Origin of the sequence: Gilvimarinus sp. 2_MG-2023 (assembly GCF_030547685.1) — a bacterium.
In the GTDB taxonomy this organism is placed as follows: Bacteria; Pseudomonadota; Gammaproteobacteria; order Pseudomonadales; family Cellvibrionaceae; genus Gilvimarinus.
In genome coordinates this window covers 115,559-134,084 of sequence record NZ_JAUOQM010000048.1, presented here as the reverse complement: position 1 = coordinate 134,084, position 18,526 = coordinate 115,559, and the positions used below count along the sequence as shown (strand labels likewise).

The following is an 18,526-nucleotide window of genomic DNA, read 5'->3' as shown; positions in this document are numbered from 1 at the left end:
CTACCGTGTTCTGTTGGGGTCAACCGCATCTCGCACCGCTTCACCGACAAAGACCAACAGCGTCAAAAGCAAAGCCAGAACAATAAAGACAGAAATCCCTATCCACGGGGCATGTAGATTGTTTTTCCCCTGCCCAACCATTTCGCCCAGTGAGGCTGAGCCCGGTGGCAGGCCAAAACCGAGAAAATCGAGAGCGGTAAGGCTGGTAATACCACTGACCAATAAAAAAGGCACAAAAGTAATCGTAGCGACCATGGCATTGGGTAACAAATGGCGAAATATAATTTTTCCATCACCAACCCCCATGGCTCTTGCCGCCAAGACATAATCTAGATTACGGGCACGCAAAAATTCCGCACGCACCACCCCAACCAATGCCATCCAACCAAACAGTAACAAAATGGCCAGCAGAATCCAAAAATTAGGCGGCACCAGGCTGGCGATAATAATCAGTACAAATAGCGTTGGCACGCTCGACCAGACCTCCATTATTCGCTGACCAATAAGGTCAACTTTACCGCCGTAAAACCCCTGAACAGCCCCCGCCGCAATACCGATAATGGAAGTGGCAATGGTTAACATCAATCCAAATAAAACTGAGATACGAAAACCGTATATCAAACGCGCCAGCACATCTCGTCCCTGATCATCGGTTCCGAGCCAATTTTTCGAACTCGGGGGGCTTGGTGCCGGAGTGGGAAGATCATAATTTATTGTACGATAATCAAACCGAATAGGCGGCCAAAGCATCCAACCCGCCTCATTAATCATATCAGCGATATAGGGATCGCGGTAATCGGCTGCCATATCAAAATCACCGCCAAAATCCAACTCAGTGTAATTCTGCACCACTGGGAAAAACCAATCCCCGTCATGTTTGACCACAATTGGCTTGTCGTTGGCGATAAGCTCAGCTCCCAGGGTGACAACAAAGAGCAGGAGAAAGAGCCACATACTAAAATAGCCGCGGCGATTATGACAAAACCGTCGCCAGCGCTCTTGATTAAGTGGACTTAACTTAACGGCCTTCAAAATCGATCCTCGGGTCTACCCAAGTATAGGCAAGATCACTGACAATACCGATAAGGAGCCCTAACAGCCCAAAAATATACAGTGTGCCGAACATCACCGGGTAATCACGCTGTAAGGTAGACTCAAACCCCAAAAGGCCGAGCCCCTCGAGAGAAAAAATTACCTCAATCAGAAGTGCTCCGGTGAAAAACATACTGATAAACGTCGCCGGAAAACCGGCAATGATAATCAACATTGCATTGCGAAAAACATGTTTATAGAGAACACGCCTCTCACTGCCCCCCTTAGCTCGAGCAGTCATTACATACTGCTTGTTAATTTCATCGAGAAAAGAGTTTTTGGTCAACATAGTTAACGTTGCAAAACCACCAATCACCATGGCCAGTATAGGCAAAGTTAAATGCCAGAAATAATCGATGATTTTTTGGTGCCAACTAAGCTCATCGAAATTGTCAGACACTAAGCCTCGAAGCGGGAACCAATCAAAATACGAGCCGCCAGCAAAAACGATGATCAATAAAATAGCAAACAAAAACCCAGGAATAGCATTGCCAATGACAATCACCCAACTCGTCCACACGTCGAACGGACTATGATGGCGAACCGCCTTGCGGATTCCCAGTGGTATTGAAACAAAGTAGATGATCAGCGTACTCCATAGCCCCAACGAAATTGACACGGGCAATCGATCAACCACGAGATCCATAACACTATCGGCCCGAAATAAGCTATCACCAAAATCAAATTGCAAGTAATCCCACAACATACTGAAATAGCGTTCGTGTAAGGGGCGGTCAAAGCCAAATTGTTTTTCAATTTCAGCGATAATTTCGGGGTCGAGACCACGCCCGCCACGACTTTGATTGTCCGATTCAGCAATACCCCCGGCAGCTTGGTCAGACTCGGCACCGGTCATACGCTCCATGGCGCCCTCACCTATGCCCAACATTTTTGCAACGGCCTGATCAACCGGGCCACCAGGGGTGGCCTGAACAATAAAAAAGTTGAGGGTAATAATCGCAAGCAACGTTGGCACTACCAACAACAGCCTGCGTAGAAGATAGGACGCCAATCGACTTCTCCGCTTATTTCTTCAGACTTTTGGCTTTAGTGTTGTCATACCACCAGCTATCAGTACCGATTGAATATTTCGGCCGCTTATCGGGACGGGAGAATTTATTCCAGTAGGCAATCCGAAAAGAGTCCGAGTGCCACTGAGGAACCACATAAAAATTCCAAAGCGCCACACGATCGAAGGCACGCCCCAAAGCAAGCAGCATTTCATCGTTTTCCTGATTGGCTTCTATTTGCTCAACCAATGCATCAATAACAGGATCTTGCACACCTGCTTGGTTATAGGTGGACTCGATGTATTCTGAATGCCAAATAATCTTCATGTCTGTCATCGGGTATGGCATCGCTCCATAACCTTGAGGCAACATCTCGAAATCGCGGGAGCGCATTCGGTTAAGAAACTGAGTAGAGTCCACCATACGCAACTCTGCCTTAATACCAATACGCTCCAGATTACGAGTGAATGGCAGTGTGATTCGCTCCGTACTGGGTGAATACATTAAAATTTCAAACTCGAATGGGGTGCCATTCTCAGTATTGCGTAAAATCCCATTTTTGAGCTCCCAGCCCGCCTGTTTTAGTAGCGACAGTGCCTCACGCATTGCGCCACGAATACGGCCAGACCCATCTGATTTATTAGGGCGCCATACTGGGCCAAATACTTCTTCAGGCAACTGATCACGAAAGGGTTCTAATATCGCCAACTCAGCGTCTGTAGGTTTGCCAGTGGCCTTGTAGGGAGTATTTTCAAAGTAGCTTTCGTTACGACTGTATGATGAGTAAAAAAGAGTTTTATTGAGCCATTCAAAATCCAGCATAAGATTTATCGCTTGACGAACACGGCGATCTTGGAACAGTTCAAACTGGGTATTAAATACAAACGCCTGCATAGATTGCGGTATAGAATGCGAGAGCTCTTCTTTGATTATACGTCCGTCTTTTACCGCGGGCACTTTATACCCTTCGGCCCACTGTTTAGCTACGTTTTCCTGACGGAAATCAAATTCCCCCGCTTTAAATGCCTCCAGGGCTACCGTTCCATCTCGATAGTAGTCATAACGAATGCGATCAAAGTTCATTAAACCGCGGCGAGAAGGTATATCTTGTGCCCAATAATCGGTAATTCGCTCATAAGTAGCAGATTGACCCATTTTAAAATCAACCACTCGATAAGCTCCACTGCCGAGTGGCGGCTCTTTTAGAGGCTCAGAAAAATCACGCTCTGCCCAATACTGTTTGGGTAAAATGGGGAGGGAAGCTACGCTGCTAATCAAGTCTTTGTTCGGGCCGCTAAAACTGAATTTAACTGTATGCTCGTCAATAGCAACAACCTCTTCCACCTCAGCGTATTTTTGCCGTACGAAAGCGACCCCCTCATCCATAAATTTTTGGAAGGTGAATGTGACATCTTCCGATGTTATCGGTTCGCCGTCTTGATGCTTGGCCTTATGATTGATATGAAAGATAACCCAACTGTAGTCATCTGGGTATTCAAGGCTCTGAGCTATCAGTGAATAATAAACACCGATTTCGTCCTCGCTTGCGACCATCAATGAGTCATAAAATGCCTCGCTATTGATTTCGCTGTCACCGCGCGATGCATAACGATTGAAGCTATCGTAGGTACCCGTTGTGGATAATACCAACTGCCCCCCCTTTGGCGCTTCAGGGTTTACATAGTCAAAGCTCTTAAATCCTTCACCGTATTTGGGCTCACCGCGCTTAGCAAATGCGTGAGAACGAATAATGCTCACAGACTTAGACTCACTTGAAGAAGTAACAGCCTTGGATTCTGCGTGACTCATGGAGCCTGTGATACCGATCAATGGGATTAGTAGCATCCCCAAACCCCAAGCCTTAAATATCTGCATAGTCAACTCTCTCACTCTCTCCAAAATAAGACCTTGATTGTACGGAAAGATTCATCAATGTGTGCACGCGATACCTATCTGACAACCAATTATCAGACTATTTTATTCAGAAACAAGCCCTATACCCCTTTCCTGGGTAATTTTTATGACGATCCCAGACAATAGTGGCAGTCGGTGCTACTATAAAGACATATAATTGAGTTCAGACTGAACAATAATTAACCATCCAGCACTAACTAAGAGCACAGATTAAACGTAATGACGGCCTCCCTTCTCAATGAAGACCAGCGAGATTGCCTACAAGAAATAGCCAATGTGGCAATGGGACAATCCGCCGACCGCCTCGCGCGCCTGCTCGATGTCTTTGTCGTGCTTTCTATACCAAACGTAAGCGTTCTAACCCCTAACGATGTCGCCATGACGCTCAACTCACTGCAGGCTTTAGACGGCCATGAGCAGCAATTAACCGGGGTTTGCCAAGGCTTTATCGGGGACGGCATTGCCGGCGAGGCCCTGTTGATTTTTAACGGAACCGATTACCGGGACCTGGCTCAGCTGCTTAAATACGACAACAACGCGGAGAATCGCAGCGAAATCCTAATGGATACCACCAATGTACTCGGTGGTGCCTGTCTGCACAGCTTGGCCCAACAACTGGACACCCACTTTAGCTTGGGCTCTCCGACGCTACTGGGCGAACATTACGACATACCAGATCTGCTCAACAAACGCGAGGTTACCTGGAAGAACGCACTTGTCGTTGAAATCAACTACACTATTGAAGACCACCGGGTAAACTGCGATCTGTTACTGGTGATCAGTGAAAATTGTATTGATGGTTTATTGGAAAAATTAAACTACCTTTTGGACTGACTCTAAGCGCCCACTTATGTCGCAAGACACTGAATTAAGCCATTTCTTGAAAGATGTCCATTGGTTGATGGACATACTGCAGAATATTGACGTTGGTTTAGTAGTGTTAGATCAAAACTATGAAATATCACTGTGGAATCAATTTATGCAAAACCACAGTGGTAAAGCTCCCGAAATTGTACTCAACCAAACTCTGTTTAGCGTCTTCCCTGAGCTTTCCGAAGATTGGTTTCGACGCAAAGCCGAACCTGCCTTTATATTGAAAAGCGCCACTTTTACAACCTGGGAACAGCGCCCTTATTTGTTCCACTTCCCCCATTACCGGCCCATTACCGGCACCGCGCGCTTTATGTATCAAAACACTACAATTATTCCTCTCATGAACACGAATGGCCAGGTGTCTCACATTTGTTTGATTGTCTATGATGTGACCGATTCGGCCATGAATAAGCTGGCTCAAATTGAAGCCAATAACCGGCTAGAGGGCCTTAGCCGAATTGATCATTTGACCCAACTTTATAATCGGGGTTATTGGGAGCAGTGCCTAGAGAAAGAGTTTAAACGCTTTGATCGTTATCAAATCCCTGCGTCATTAATCATGTTTGATATTGATCACTTTAAATCGGTCAATGATACCTATGGTCATATAGCGGGCGATGATGTAATCCGCATGGTAAGTGCAACTCTTCGTAGCCAATTACGAGACACAGACCTTGCGGGACGATACGGAGGGGAAGAGTTTGGGGTTGTATTGACCAACACGGATACTGCCGGTGCAGTGGAGTTGACTGAAAGGCTGCGCAAACAAATAGAGAATCAAATGGTAGTTTTTGGTGAGCAAGAAATCAAGATAACTGTCAGCCTAGGGATCTGCGAGCTAAACGAGACTATCGATAGTTATCAGCAATGGCTAGAAAGTGCTGACAAAGCGCTGTATTACTGTAAAGAACATGGGCGTAACCAGAGCTACTCACTGCCCCAAACCCCATAAAAAAACAGCGCCTTCCGGCGCTGTTCATCGCATGCTTACAATGGCTTACTCGATTTCAGCCGACTCACGTAAATAACCGCTCATCGACTCAAAATCAACCGCACCATACATACTGCTTAACGCTTGCCCTAAAGCACTTTTTTGCTCTGCGTCTAACTCACCCTCTGGGGTGTCAACGTCAGTAAGTTGAACAATAATATATTCGCCCGCCAAGCCTTTACCGGCTGACACTTTAGTCGCATCATCCTCAGGCAGTGGCAATGAGAAAGCAAATTCAACCACTCGACGAGGCTGATCCAAATCACTGCGCTGTATCAAACTTGCCTGCTGGAACTCTAACCCCTCTTGCTCGGCCAAAGACTCTATATCAGAGCCTGAACGCAGCTGTTCAACGATAGAGCTGCCACGCTCAGACAATAAAGCCATGGCTTGCTCTTGTTTAAGCTGGGCGACGATTTCCTCTCGAACCTCTGCCAACGGCTGCACAAAACTAGGTTGGTGATCGACTTTTTTGATCACCACAACTCTGTCTGGAGCCAACTCAAGCAACTCACTAGCATTTCCATACTCAAGCACTTCTTCATCGAAGGCAGCACGCACTACAGCTCCAGAGCTGGCAATGCCCGCCCCGCCATCGCGACTAAAAGGCTCTGTAGTAACAACATCCAGCTCCAGCTCTTGACCTACATCTTCCAAGCTTTGGGCATTGTACGATAAATCTTCCAAACGAATTGATAGTTCGACAAACTGCTCCTCGGCTCGAACACGCTGCAACTCTTGGGCAATTTGATCTTTTTGCTCAGCAAAGGGGGCGGCTTTATCTCCATCGATGGAAATCAATTTTATAAAGTGCGTGCCGCTGTCGGTTTCTACCGGCCCCGACACCTCGCCTTCAGAAAGTTCAGCCAATGCTTCTTCAAAAGTGTCAGGGAATGCATCGGCATTGGTGATCCCGAGATCCCCACCCAAATCTTTAGAGCCCAAATCATCAGAAAACTCAGTGGCTATTTCGCTGAAGTCTCGGCCGCTATCAATCGCCGATTGAACTTGCTGAATCTTCTCATCTGTCGGCTCTTCGATTAAAATATGAGCAACATGACGCTCAATAGTAGGCGTGAAATTATCGACGTTTTCTTCGTATTGACTGCGAATCAACTCCTCAGAGATTTCGATATCTTGCATTAAGTTGGCAATACTCAATTCAATATATTCTACCGCCACTTTTTCAGGCACAGCGTAATCTTGACTGTTGCTTTCATAGTATGAGCTTATCGCTTGCTCTTCGAGCTCAATCTCTTCGAGTAATGATTCAGCGCTCAGAGTTAAGAAATCAAAACTGCGCAGTTGATTGTTTAGCTCCGCCACATAAGTCACTTCCCCTTCGGTGGCAAAATTAGATTGTGTAAGCCCCGTAACTAACTGACTAATGGATAGGTCACGGGTTAATTCTGCGCGATAACTGGTGGGGGTATAAGCAGAGCGAGCGAGCAACATTCGATACGCTTCTGGGTCAAATTGACCAGATGCATCTTGAAACGTTGGATCAGAAATCAATCTATTGTCAATTTGTTGAGGAGCGATGGTCATATCACTATCACGGACAAACTGAGCCAACAACGTGCGCTCGATCAGACGATCCATTGCTTCGCCACGTAAGTTTTCATCGCTGAGAAAGTCTTCTGGCACTGCATCACCAAAACGATTTCTCATCTGCGCACGCTGCCGCTCAATGGCTCTAGCAACATCGGTCTCAGAGACTTCATCCCCATTGATGGTCGCCGCCACTTGCGTTTGATTGCGACTTGAAAACAGCGCCTCAGCACCGGAGAGCGCAAAAACTATGACCAACAGGCCCACTAAAATACCGGCAACAAGTCCTTTGGAATTGTCCCGCATGGATTGCAACATGTTTGGCTCCTGCAACCAGAAATTGGATCGCTTTGCTAATTGATTATCATAAAAAAGGCGCATCTGGGATGCGCCTTATATTCATCGCATGGGGTAAGCCAGCGATGACTCACTGCTAAGCTTGACTGACTTAGTTTACGGCGTCTTTCAATGCCTTGCCAGCTTTGAAGCTTGGTACATTAGCCGCTGCAATTTGAATTTCAGCGCCTGTTTGTGGATTACGACCAGTGCGGGCGGCACGCTCTTTAACAGAAAAAGTACCAAAACCGACCAAAACCACTTGGTCTCCCTTTTTCAAAGAATCGGTAACGCCGTCGACAACGGCATCCAGTGCACGGCCAGCAGCAGCTTTAGAAATATCCGCAGATGCGGCAATGGCTTCGATCAGCTCAGTTTTGTTCACGTTTAACCCCTTAAAAATAGATTTTCCAGAACACGTTTTATATTTGTGCAGTGTTTTTTATTGACTCGGTGCTATCAACGAGTAACACGGTGAGGTCCAGCACCACCACTCACTATTGAACTGCGATTTATACCAAGTGGGTGGATGCGGGTCAAGGCTGGCGTAGGTAAATACTGAATTGGTTTGTATTTTGGATAGGTTTTATACAACTCAAGCCAAGACCGCAACAATTGACCGCAATAAAGTAACACATTGGGTAACATTTTCGCCGGAAATAAATAGCCAAATAAACCGAATGTCAACCTTTTTATGCTGGACCCATCGTCCAGTAGCGCCCCAGCAAAGAACACCTTTACGTCAACATCGAGCTGGGTGGGCTAAACAAGCGATGCTGCAAGCCTGCCCACCCAACGCAAAAATAGCCATGATGACTAGTGGGTATTAATCCTGGACCCAGCCGAATCAGATTTAGCGGCCTTTTCCATAGCCTTAAACTCTTCATCGGACAGAGGCTTAGGAGTATGCTGTAAGGCTACCTGCAACACATCATCAATCCACCTGACCGGACGTATGTCCAGATCGGCTTTAATGTTATCCGGGATTTCCTTGAGATCACGCTCGTTATCGTGCGGAATTAAGACCGTTTTAATGCCGCCGCGATGAGCAGCTAACAGCTTCTCTTTTAGACCGCCAATTTTCAACACTTCCCCGCGCAAGGTGATTTCACCCGTCATTGCCACCTCAGCTTTAACTGGAATACCGGTCAACACCGATACCAATGTCGTGCACATAGCAACACCGGCACTGGGGCCATCTTTAGGGGTCGCCCCCTCTGGCACATGAATATGCAGATCGACCTTCTCATGGTAATCGGGCGCTATCCCCAACACCTGAGCCCGTGAGCGAACAACGGTAAGAGCGGCTTGTATGGATTCTTGCATAACATCGCCTAAAGAGCCCGTTTTAACGATCCGCCCCTTACCTTGCACCGCCGTAGCCTCGATGGTTAACAGCTCTCCACCAACCTGAGTCCAAGCCAAGCCTGTCACCTGCCCCACCTGATCGTCGGCCTCGGCGCGACCAAAATCGAACTTGCGTACACCAAGCAACTCTTCTAGATTTTCAGGGCCGATATGATCCGCAGCCGTGGTTTTATTACGTGTATGCTTGGTTACAATTTTGCGGGCTAACTTGGCGATCTCGCGGTCCAACCCTCGCACACCCGCCTCTTTGCTGTAATAACGGATAATATCCTGAATGGCCTCATCGGCCACACTGAGCTCGGAGGGCTTTAGTCCATTGGCCTTAATTTGCTTGGGAATAAGGTACTTGCGTGCAATATTGACCTTTTCCGCCTCGGTATAGCCCGGAATCCGAATCACTTCCATACGATCCAGCAGTGGGCCTGGAATGTTCATGGAGTTCGACGTACAGACAAACATGACATCGGACAGATCGTAATCAACCTCAAGGTAGTGATCGTTGAAGTGGTTATTTTGCTCTGGGTCGAGCACCTCCAACAGCGCACTTGCTGGATCACCACGATTATCCATACCCATTTTATCGACTTCGTCGAGTAGAAACAGTGGGTTCCTGACTCCGACCTTAGCCATTTTTTGCACCAATTTACCCGGCAAAGAGCCGATATAAGTGCGGCGGTGGCCACGAATTTCGGCCTCATCGCGCACCCCACCGAGAGCCATACGGATAAATTTGCGGTTAGTGGCTCGCGCTATGGATTCGCCCAAAGAGGTTTTACCAACCCCTGGAGGCCCGACCAGACACAAAATCGGACCTTTAATTTTTTTCACGCGTTTTTGTACAGCGAGGTATTCCAAAATACGCTCTTTCACTTCCTCCAGACCGTAGTGATCCTTCTCCAGAACCTTTTCGGCGCGTTCCAAATCGTGGCGAACTTTGCTGCGATTTTTCCAAGGCACCTTAATCATCCAGTCGATATAGGCCCTTAACACTGAGGCCTCCGCCGACATAGGCGACATCATTTTCAATTTGGCCAGTTCAGCACGGGTTTTCTCTAGGGCTTCATCGGGCATACCGCTATCGGCAATCTTTTGTTCGAGTTCATCAACCTCGTTGACCTCCTCTCCCATATCGCCTAGTTCTTTCTGAATCGCTTTCATTTGCTCATTCAGATAGTACTCGCGCTGGCTTTTTTCCATTTGCTTTTTGACCCGGCCGCGAATTTTTTTCTCAACCTGCAGTAGATCCATCTGGCCATCCATAAGCCCCAGCAAGGTTTCAATTCTTTCACGAATTCCGGTTAACTCCAGCACCGCTTGCTTTTGATCCAGCTCCAGCGTCATATGCGCAGCGATGGTATCAGCCAGTCGGCCAGGCTCATCAATACCACTGAGAGAACTCATAACCTCTGAGGCCACTTTACGTGACAAGCTGACATAGTGCTCAAATTGATCGCGCGCAGCTTTAACCAAAGCCTCAGCTTCTTCTGCATCAATCGACTCTTCTTCAAAAACCCGAACCGCAACTCGCAGATGCCCCTCGACTTCTTCTGAACTCTCAATAAAAACACGCTCGCCACCTTCAACCAGAACCTTAACGGTTCCATCGGGCAGCTTTAACAATTGCAGAATACTGGCAAGGGTACCAACATCGTATAAGTCATCGGCCTTAGGGTCATCGTCTGCTGGGTTTTTCTGAGCGACCAACACGATTTGCTTATCGGCACGCATAGCACTTTCCAGCGCCTCTATGGATTTTTGTCGCCCAACAAACAGAGGAATAACCATATGTGGGTACACGACAACGTCGCGCAACGGCAGAAGCGGTAAATCGGTATTCATTGAATCTTGCTCATCTTGATGCATGTTTGACCCCTCTCAGGCCGTGGTGGCAAAAAGCCACCGGTTACTATAAGGGTGGGGACTGTCTTCGCCAATTACAAGATAGTCATAGTAAAAAACGCAAAAAGGGTGCCAGAAGCACCCTTTTTTGTTACAGCTGAAGATTATTCGATCAATCCTCTTTCGCCACCTTGGCTGGAGCGGGCTCTGGTGTTTCATAAACCAGAATAGGATCAGACTCACCTTTGACGACGGTTTCGTCCACCACCACTTTTTTGACATCTTCCTCGGAGGGAATCTGATACATGGTATCTAACAACATAGATTCCATAATCGAGCGTAACCCCCTCGCTCCAGTCTTGCGATCCATGGCTTTTTGGGCCACCGCCTCAAGAGCATCGCGACGGAAATCCAGCTCAACCCCTTCCATTTCAAACAGACGCTGATATTGCTTGGTTATGGCATTTTTAGGCTCGGCCAGAATCTCAACCAACGCCTCACGATCGAGCTCATCTAAGGTCGCGATGACCGGCAAACGGCCCACGAACTCAGGAATTAACCCATAACGCACTAAATCTTCAGGCTCAAGCTCGTGTAGGGTGTCGCCAAAGCTTTTATCTTCAGCCTTACTCTTCACTTGGGCAGAGAACCCAATGCCGCCTTTTTCGGAACGCTCACGAATCACTTTATCTAGGCCAGCGAAAGCGCCACCACAAACGAATAAAATGTTCTTGGTATCGACCTGCAAAAACTCTTGCTGCGGGTGTTTGCGTCCACCTTGAGGCGGCACGGATGCCACCGTACCTTCAATCAGCTTAAGCAGCGCTTGCTGTACGCCCTCACCCGACACATCGCGAGTGATAGAGGGGTTGTCAGACTTACGGGAAATCTTGTCAATTTCATCAATATAAACAATACCTTGCTGCGCCTTTTCGACATCGTAGTCGCACTTTTGCAGGAGTTTCTGAATGATGTTTTCTACATCTTCCCCCACATAACCGGCTTCGGTTAATGTGGTGGCGTCAGCAATGGTAAAAGGCACATTGAGAAGGCGGGCTAAAGTCTCCGCCAGCAATGTTTTACCACTGCCTGTGGGGCCGACCAACAGAATATTACTTTTACCCAGCTCAACGGCGTCCTTATCTTTAGTCTTGCTACCTACCCGCAACCGCTTGTAGTGGTTGTAGACAGCGACCGCCAATACCTTTTTGGCTCTTTTTTGACCAATAACGTATTCATCCAGAATCGCCGAAATTTCGGCTGGCACTGGCAGCTTGTCGGACTGTCCCTCAGTCGTGCTTTCCTGTATTTCTTCACGGATGATGTCATTGCAAAGATCGACACATTCATCGCAAATAAACACCGAGGGGCCCGCAATTAGTTTGCGCACCTCGTGCTGGCTTTTACCACAAAACGAGCAATATAAGAGCTTGCCGTTTTTGTCGCCGTTGTCTCCGGTGTGATCGGTCATTACCCACTCCCAATTCTTCTCTCAGAGTTAAAGATGACCCCTTTAACTCAATTTTTCAAGCCCTATGGCGCTCTGCATAAGGCACAACTGATGATATCTTAGGATTCTGAGCGTATCTGTACCACAGAATCGACAATTCCATACTCTTTGGACTCTTCCGCCGACATAAACTTATCACGCTCAGTATCCAGTTCGACTTGCTCCAGTGTCTGACCGGTATGAGAAGCCAGCAGATCGTTCAGACGACGGCGAATTTTCAGAATTTCTTGAGCGTGAATGTTGATATCGGAAGCCTGCCCCTGGGCACCGCCACTAGGCTGATGAATCATGACTCGCGAGTTAGGCAAGCAGTGGCGCTTACCCGCTGCCCCTGATGCCAGCAGGAAAGCCCCCATAGAACAAGCTTGCCCCATACACATGGTGCTCACATCGGGCTTAATAAACTGCATAGTGTCGTAAATGGACATCCCTGCTGTTACTGACCCGCCGGGAGAGTTGATATACAAGTGAATGTCTTTATCTGGATTCTCGGCTTCCAAAAACAGTAATTGCGCCACCACCAGATTGGCCATATGGTCTTCAACCTGTCCGGTGAGAAAAATCACGCGCTCCTTCAACAGCCGGGAGTAAATATCGTACGAACGCTCTCCACGAGCGGTTTGCTCTACCACCATTGGCACCAGGCCACTTGCGGATACTTCCAGCGAATTGCGATCTTCTAACTGATAGGACATTTGGTTACACACCCTTTTCTAAAACATTCAAAATACAATCCGATCGATTTCGGACTACTTATTAAGAAGGAGCTTAACCTGAGATGAAAGGATTGGCCAGAGGTGACAACAAAAAGGTAAGAGAAGTGGCCGCGAAACGAGCGTTTCGCGGCATTTTTATTCAAAAAGCGTTATTTTTCAGCCTTTTGAGGCTGCATAATTTCATCATAGGTCGAGGTTTCTTCGCTCACTTCGGCCTTGGCGAGAATATGCTCCACAACTTGATCTTCCAAAACAGCTGACTCTACACCGGCTAAAAGCTCACGCTGACCGTAGTAATAGTCAATAACTTCTTGCGGATCTTCGTAAGTAGTGGCGATCTCTTCTACCATTTTCTTCACAGATTTTGGATCGGCCTGTAATTTGGCGTCTTTAACCACCTCACCCACAATCAAACCTAAAGAGACGCGACGCTTGGCGTCTTCTTCGAACATGGTGTCCGGCAGGAGTGACTTGGCATCAAAACCCTTGGGCTGCTGACCAAAACGCTGCATCATTTGATTGCGCAGAACGTTGACCTCATTGGCAACAAGCGCTTTTGGCAGCTCAACCTCATGCGACTCGATCAACTGATCCATCACCTGAGACTTAACCTTAGATTTAAGCGCATTTTTCAACTCGCGCTCCATATTGGCTTTCACTTCTTTCTGGAAAGCTTTAATACCGCCCTTCTCTAAACCGTACTGCTGGAAAAAAGGCTTTTTCAGCTCAGGTAACTGCTGCTCTGAAACAGTATTCACTTTAATCAAAAATTCAGCATCGGCACCTTTTAGCTCTTCAGCTTGGTAATCGTCCGGGAAGGTAACCTTGATGGTTTTCTCCTCACCGGCTTTCATGCCAACAATACCATCCTCAAAACCCGGGATCATAGAGTTCGAACCGAGTGTTAAGTTATGACCGGAGGCTTTACCACCGTCAAATTCTTCGCCATCTTTAGTACCGGTAAAATCAATATTTACCTGATCTCCCTCTTTCGCAGCACGGTCTACTTCTTCCCAGGTGGCGGCCTGAGTGCGTAAAACTTCAATCATATTATCGACATCTTGGTCGGTAATATCGGCGCTGTAACGGGTCACTTTAAAACCGTCAACATCCTTAAGTGCTACTTCAGGGTAGACTTCAAAGGTCGCGACAAATTCAAGATCCTTACCTTCACTCATTTCTTTAGGCTGGATACTTGGTTGACCGGCAGGTTTAACGTCTTCTTTACGAGCCGCTTCGTAGAAAGAACGGCTGATTACTTCACCCACAACTTCCTGACGAACACCGGCACCGTAGCGCTGCTTAACCACTTTCATCGGCACTTTGCCTTTACGGAAGCCGTTCAAGCGGATGTTTTTAGCAGCTTCTTTTAAGCGCTTTTCAATTTCGCCTTCCACAGTATCAGCGGGTACGCCGATGGTCAGGCGACGCTCTAAGCCAGAAGTCGATTCGATTGAAACCTGCATAGTGTCCTCGTGAAATACATCAATGCTTAGTGCATCGTTTGAAGCGTCATTATCATTAACAACGCCTTCGCTTATAATGGTGCGGTCGGAGAGACTTGAACTCTCACACCTTGCGGCACCAGAACCTAAATCTGGCGTGTCTACCAATTCCACCACGACCGCGTGCCTTTTCAGGCTCACACACCCACCTCAAACCCTTGATTTTTAAACGATTTTCCAATCAATCAAGATGACGGATGCGAGAAGGGTGCAGATTTTGCCACACTCCACCAAAGGGTTCAACAACTCCTTTAAGAATTATTGAAAATAGCAGCAAGAATACCGTTAATTGATCAATTTTGAGACAGAACAGAGCCTGCCAGCATGATCCGGGTAAACTATTTGGTGGAATTGCTCACAAAAAAAACGCAGGCAGCGTCAACCAAACAAAAAATCGGCGTTTTACAGCCGCGCCGAATAGGTAAAGCCTGTGCTGTTTTTTAGCCTCGGCGGGTATAAAGAGATTATTAGGCCCTATCAACAAGAGTTAATAGCGCTCAATAATGGTGCTAATGCCCTGCCCCAAGCCAATACACATGGTTGCCAGACCAAGGGTTGCCCCCTTTTGCTCCATAACCGTTAATAGCGAACCGGTAATGCGTGTTCCCGAGCAACCAAAGGGATGCCCTAAAGCGATCGCCCCACCGTGCAAATTGACTCTTTCATCCATGGTGTCGAGCAACTTCAAATCTTTTAGCACTGGTAGAGCTTGCGCGGCAAAGGCCTCATTGAGCTCCACACACTCAATATCGTCGATATCCAGGTTCGCCTTACTTAAGGCTTTTTGCGTAGAGGGCACAGGTCCGTACCCCATAATTGATGGGTCAACACCCGCTACTGCCATAGACACTACCCGAGCAATGGGGACAAGCCCCAAGGCTTGCGCCCGCTCAGCCGAGAGCACCAGCATCGCTGAGGCCCCATCGGATAATTGCGAGGATGAACCCGCCGTAACCGCACCGTTTTTGGGGTCGAACACAGGCCTTAACCCTGCCAACCCCTCAAGTGTGGTGTCTTCTCGAATGGTTTCGTCCACCGCCACCATGATCGGCACACCGCTATCATCGTGCCCGGCCACCGGAACAATCTCCCGTCCAAACTTCCCCTGATCCCGCGCGTTTGCTGCCAGTTGGTGTGAGCGCAGAGAGAATTCATCCATTTGCTCGCGAGCGATGCCGTGTAGGCGCGCCAGATATTCCGCGGTAACCCCCATATTTCCCGCCGCTTTGGCCGCGTACAGGCCTAATTTCGGGTTGGGGTCTATCGCATCGTACATAGGTAAATGCCCTAAATGCTCTACCCCGCCAACTAAGTAAGCATCCCCTAAACCGGCCTGAATATTGGCCGCGGCACTGTGCAGCGCCGCCATAGACGAGCCACACAATCGATTGACTGTTTGCGCCGGCACATTAGTCGGCAAACCTGCCAACAACCAACTATTGCGCGCAATGTTAAACGCTTGCTCTTCGCGTTGCAGAACGCAGCCCCAAATAAAATCGTCAATCGAGGCCGGATCTAACGCTGCGTTGCGTTGTAATACAGAGGTTATGAGCTCAGCGGAGATGTCATCCGCCCGAGCGTGGCGAAAACATCCGTTTTTGGAACGTCCCATTGCGCTGCGGCCATAATCGACAATAACTGCATCTCGAGGGTGAATATTCACGTTACGACTCCTCCAAAGGTACTACCGGCGGATAAAAAGTGTCCTGTTTTGCCGCAAGTTTGCTGATAAAGCCACAGGGTTGATAAAGTGGGCTGAGATCAGCATAAGACTCCATAATTTGGGTGAGTTTATCTACCCCAAAGTCATCCACCCAGTGCAGCACACCGCCACGGTGCGCAGGAAAACCCGTTCCATAAACCATGGCCATATCGGCCTCTTGCGCGCTGGCAACGATTTTTTCGTCCAAACAACGGGCCAGCTCGTTTACCATAGGGATCATCATGCGCATAACTATCTGCTCATCGCTAATATCCCGGACATCTTCATCACCCAACAAATCAAGGGCGGCTTGATTAACGGTTTTTTCTGGCCGGCCTTTTTTGGACAAAGTGTAGGCATAGAAACCTGAACCATTCTTTTGCCCCAGCTTGCCGGCTTGATACAACGCTTCAACTGCCGAGGTGTAGCTGCGAGACAAGCGATCAGGGAAGCCTTCGGCCATCACTTTTTCGGCGTGAATGGCGGTATCTAAACCCACCACATCAAGCAGGTACGCAGGTCCCATTGGCCAGCCCCATTTTTCCATAACCCGATCAATACGCTGATAATTCACCCCATCGCGTACCAGTAACGCAAAACCGGCAAAATAAGGAAATAAAACTCGGTTCACCAGAAAGCCCGGACAATCGTTTACCACCACCGGTTTCTTACCGAGCGACAAGGCTAAGGACACCACCGTTGCCAGTGTTTGATCTGAGGTTTGCTCCCCTCGGATTACCTCAACTAAAGGCATGGCATGTACTGGATTGAAAAAATGCATGCCACAGAAGGCCGATGGATTTTTTAAGCCTCGAGCAAGCTCGGTAATGGATATGGTTGAGGTGTTGGAGGTGAGTACTACCCCGTCGCAAACAGTCGCTTCGACCTCCTGCAATACTTTCTTTTTTATTTGTGCATTCTCAACCACAGCCTCAATGATTACACTGGCCTGGCCCACATCCTGATAATGCAGCGTGGGATCAATCCGATTGAGAGCCGCAGCCATATCGGCACTGCTCATTCGGCCCTTATCAACGCGTTTTTGCATCAATTTAGCCGCCTCTTGCAAGCCAATCTCAATGCCTTTTGCATCGATATCTTTCAATACCACAGGTTTCTTTTTATAGGCCGCCTGGTAGGCAATACCACCCCCCATAATACCCGCGCCCAACACCGCAGTACGGTTAATATCAGCGGCAGTGCTTGTCAACTTTTTTGCTTTTTTCATCAGCAATTGATCGCTGACAAATAAATTAACCAAAGAGCGTGCAACCTTACCCGTCGCCACTTTTAAAAATTCATTAAGCTCAATCTCTTGTGCCTTACCACGCGCTTTGTCTGAAGCGGCCTGCATGGCATTAATAGCAGCCACTGGCGCTGGATAATGCGGACCGGCGATAGCCATAACGACGCCTTTACTAGACTCAAAAGCCATAGCCGCCTCGACAGCATTTAAACACAGCGGATTTTTTTTGCGCAGCCTACGGGCGTTATAATCTTGTGTGCCGCAGGCAATATCGTTTAACACCTTGTGTGCGGCATCAACAAAATTATCCGACTCAATAATCGCGTCAATGACTCCCGCTTTTAGTGCCTGCTTGGCACTATGATCTTTACCCGAGCAAATCCAATCGATGGCCGTGCCGGCGCCAGCAATACGTGGTAAACGTACCGTTCCACTCCACCCGGGAATAATGCCCAGCTTTGTTTCAGGCAAGCCTATGCGCAGGGTTGAATCGGCCAAGCGAAAATCGCAGGCCAGCGCGAACTCCAGCCCCCCTCCTAGGGTGTAAGAGTTCAAACACACCACGGTGGGGAAAGGTAAATCTTCTAGACGATTAAAGTTTTGTATGTTTTTCGCCAAATGCTTGCTGATAGCCGCCTCCCCTTTGGCAAAGACGGGGGAAAACTCATGAACATCGGCGCCCACCATAAAACTAGACTTAGCACTGATAATAATTAACCCTCGAGCGTTGGAGTGCTCTAGTTTGGTTAATGCTAAATCCAGCTCGTTTACAGTGGCTCGATTAAAGGTATTGACGCTGCAACCTGCGGCATCGAATCGCAGCGTGGCAATATTATCTTCTAAAGTAAGGTTTAGGCGCTCGCCTTGATACAT

13 protein-coding genes and 1 tRNA gene are annotated in these 18,526 nt (G+C 47.9%); 2 read left to right on the top strand and 12 right to left on the bottom strand.

The window, feature by feature from the left end:
- From Q4526_RS12380 to Q4526_RS12370, 3 genes are read right to left on the bottom strand one after another with little or no spacing between them, the layout of a single operon-like run.
- Positions 1 to 1,032 (bottom strand): ABC transporter permease, encoded by a 1,032-nt coding sequence (locus Q4526_RS12380; RefSeq protein WP_215977397.1) that lies wholly within the window; start codon positions 1,030 to 1,032, stop codon positions 1 to 3.
- Complete coding sequence (locus Q4526_RS12375) at positions 1,019 to 2,104, bottom strand: microcin C ABC transporter permease YejB (protein ID WP_215977396.1); 1,086 nt, start codon at positions 2,102 to 2,104, stop codon at positions 1,019 to 1,021. The genes Q4526_RS12380 and Q4526_RS12375 overlap by 14 nt, the downstream gene beginning before the upstream one ends.
- A gap of 13 nt (positions 2,105 to 2,117) precedes the next feature.
- Entirely contained in the window at positions 2,118 to 3,977 is a 1,860-nt protein-coding gene (locus Q4526_RS12370; protein ID WP_303609648.1) for an extracellular solute-binding protein, read from the bottom strand.
- 258 nt (positions 3,978 to 4,235) lie between these two features.
- On the opposite strand from Q4526_RS12370, the gene Q4526_RS12365 reads away from it, so the two are divergent.
- Positions 4,236 to 4,850 carry a histidine kinase gene (locus tag Q4526_RS12365; protein WP_215977395.1) on the top strand — a complete coding sequence of 205 codons (615 nt, stop codon included), beginning with the start codon at positions 4,236 to 4,238 and terminating at the stop codon, positions 4,848 to 4,850.
- A gap of 16 nt (positions 4,851 to 4,866) precedes the next feature.
- Positions 4,867 to 5,841 carry a diguanylate cyclase gene (locus Q4526_RS12360; protein WP_215977394.1) on the top strand — a complete coding sequence of 325 codons (975 nt, stop codon included), beginning with the start codon at positions 4,867 to 4,869 and terminating at the stop codon, positions 5,839 to 5,841.
- A 45-nt stretch (positions 5,842 to 5,886) separates the two neighbouring features.
- Here the strand turns inward: Q4526_RS12360 and Q4526_RS12355 are convergent, their stop codons facing one another.
- The 9 genes from Q4526_RS12355 to fadB form a co-directional block, all read right to left on the bottom strand.
- Entirely contained in the window at positions 5,887 to 7,749 is a 1,863-nt protein-coding gene (locus tag Q4526_RS12355) for a SurA N-terminal domain-containing protein (protein WP_215977393.1), read from the bottom strand.
- A 130-nt stretch (positions 7,750 to 7,879) separates the two neighbouring features.
- Positions 7,880 to 8,152 carry a nucleoid-associated protein HU-beta gene (hupB, locus tag Q4526_RS12350; protein ID WP_215977392.1) on the bottom strand — a complete coding sequence of 91 codons (273 nt, stop codon included), beginning with the start codon at positions 8,150 to 8,152 and terminating at the stop codon, positions 7,880 to 7,882.
- Between the two features lie 431 nt (positions 8,153 to 8,583).
- Complete coding sequence (gene lon / locus Q4526_RS12345; protein WP_215977391.1) at positions 8,584 to 10,998, bottom strand: endopeptidase La; 2,415 nt, start codon at positions 10,996 to 10,998, stop codon at positions 8,584 to 8,586.
- Between the two features lie 148 nt (positions 10,999 to 11,146).
- Entirely contained in the window at positions 11,147 to 12,445 is a 1,299-nt protein-coding gene (gene clpX / locus Q4526_RS12340; RefSeq protein WP_215977390.1) for an ATP-dependent Clp protease ATP-binding subunit ClpX, read from the bottom strand.
- Between the two features lie 98 nt (positions 12,446 to 12,543).
- Entirely contained in the window at positions 12,544 to 13,179 is a 636-nt protein-coding gene (gene clpP, locus Q4526_RS12335) for an ATP-dependent Clp endopeptidase proteolytic subunit ClpP (RefSeq protein WP_215977389.1), read from the bottom strand.
- A gap of 170 nt (positions 13,180 to 13,349) precedes the next feature.
- A complete protein-coding gene (gene tig / locus Q4526_RS12330) occupies positions 13,350 to 14,666 on the bottom strand; it encodes a trigger factor (protein WP_215977388.1) in 1,317 nt (438 codons plus the stop codon).
- Between the two features lie 77 nt (positions 14,667 to 14,743).
- Positions 14,744 to 14,828 (bottom strand) — tRNA-Leu (locus Q4526_RS12325).
- A 364-nt stretch (positions 14,829 to 15,192) separates the two neighbouring features.
- The gene (gene fadA / locus Q4526_RS12320) at positions 15,193 to 16,368 is read right to left on the bottom strand and encodes an acetyl-CoA C-acyltransferase FadA (protein WP_215977387.1); all 1,176 of its coding nucleotides are present in this window, start codon (positions 16,366 to 16,368) and stop codon (positions 15,193 to 15,195) included.
- Between the two features lies 1 nt (position 16,369).
- Positions 16,370 to 18,526: a fatty acid oxidation complex subunit alpha FadB gene (gene fadB, locus Q4526_RS12315; protein WP_215977386.1), complete on the bottom strand. Its 2,157-nt coding sequence runs from the start codon at positions 18,524 to 18,526 to the stop codon at positions 16,370 to 16,372.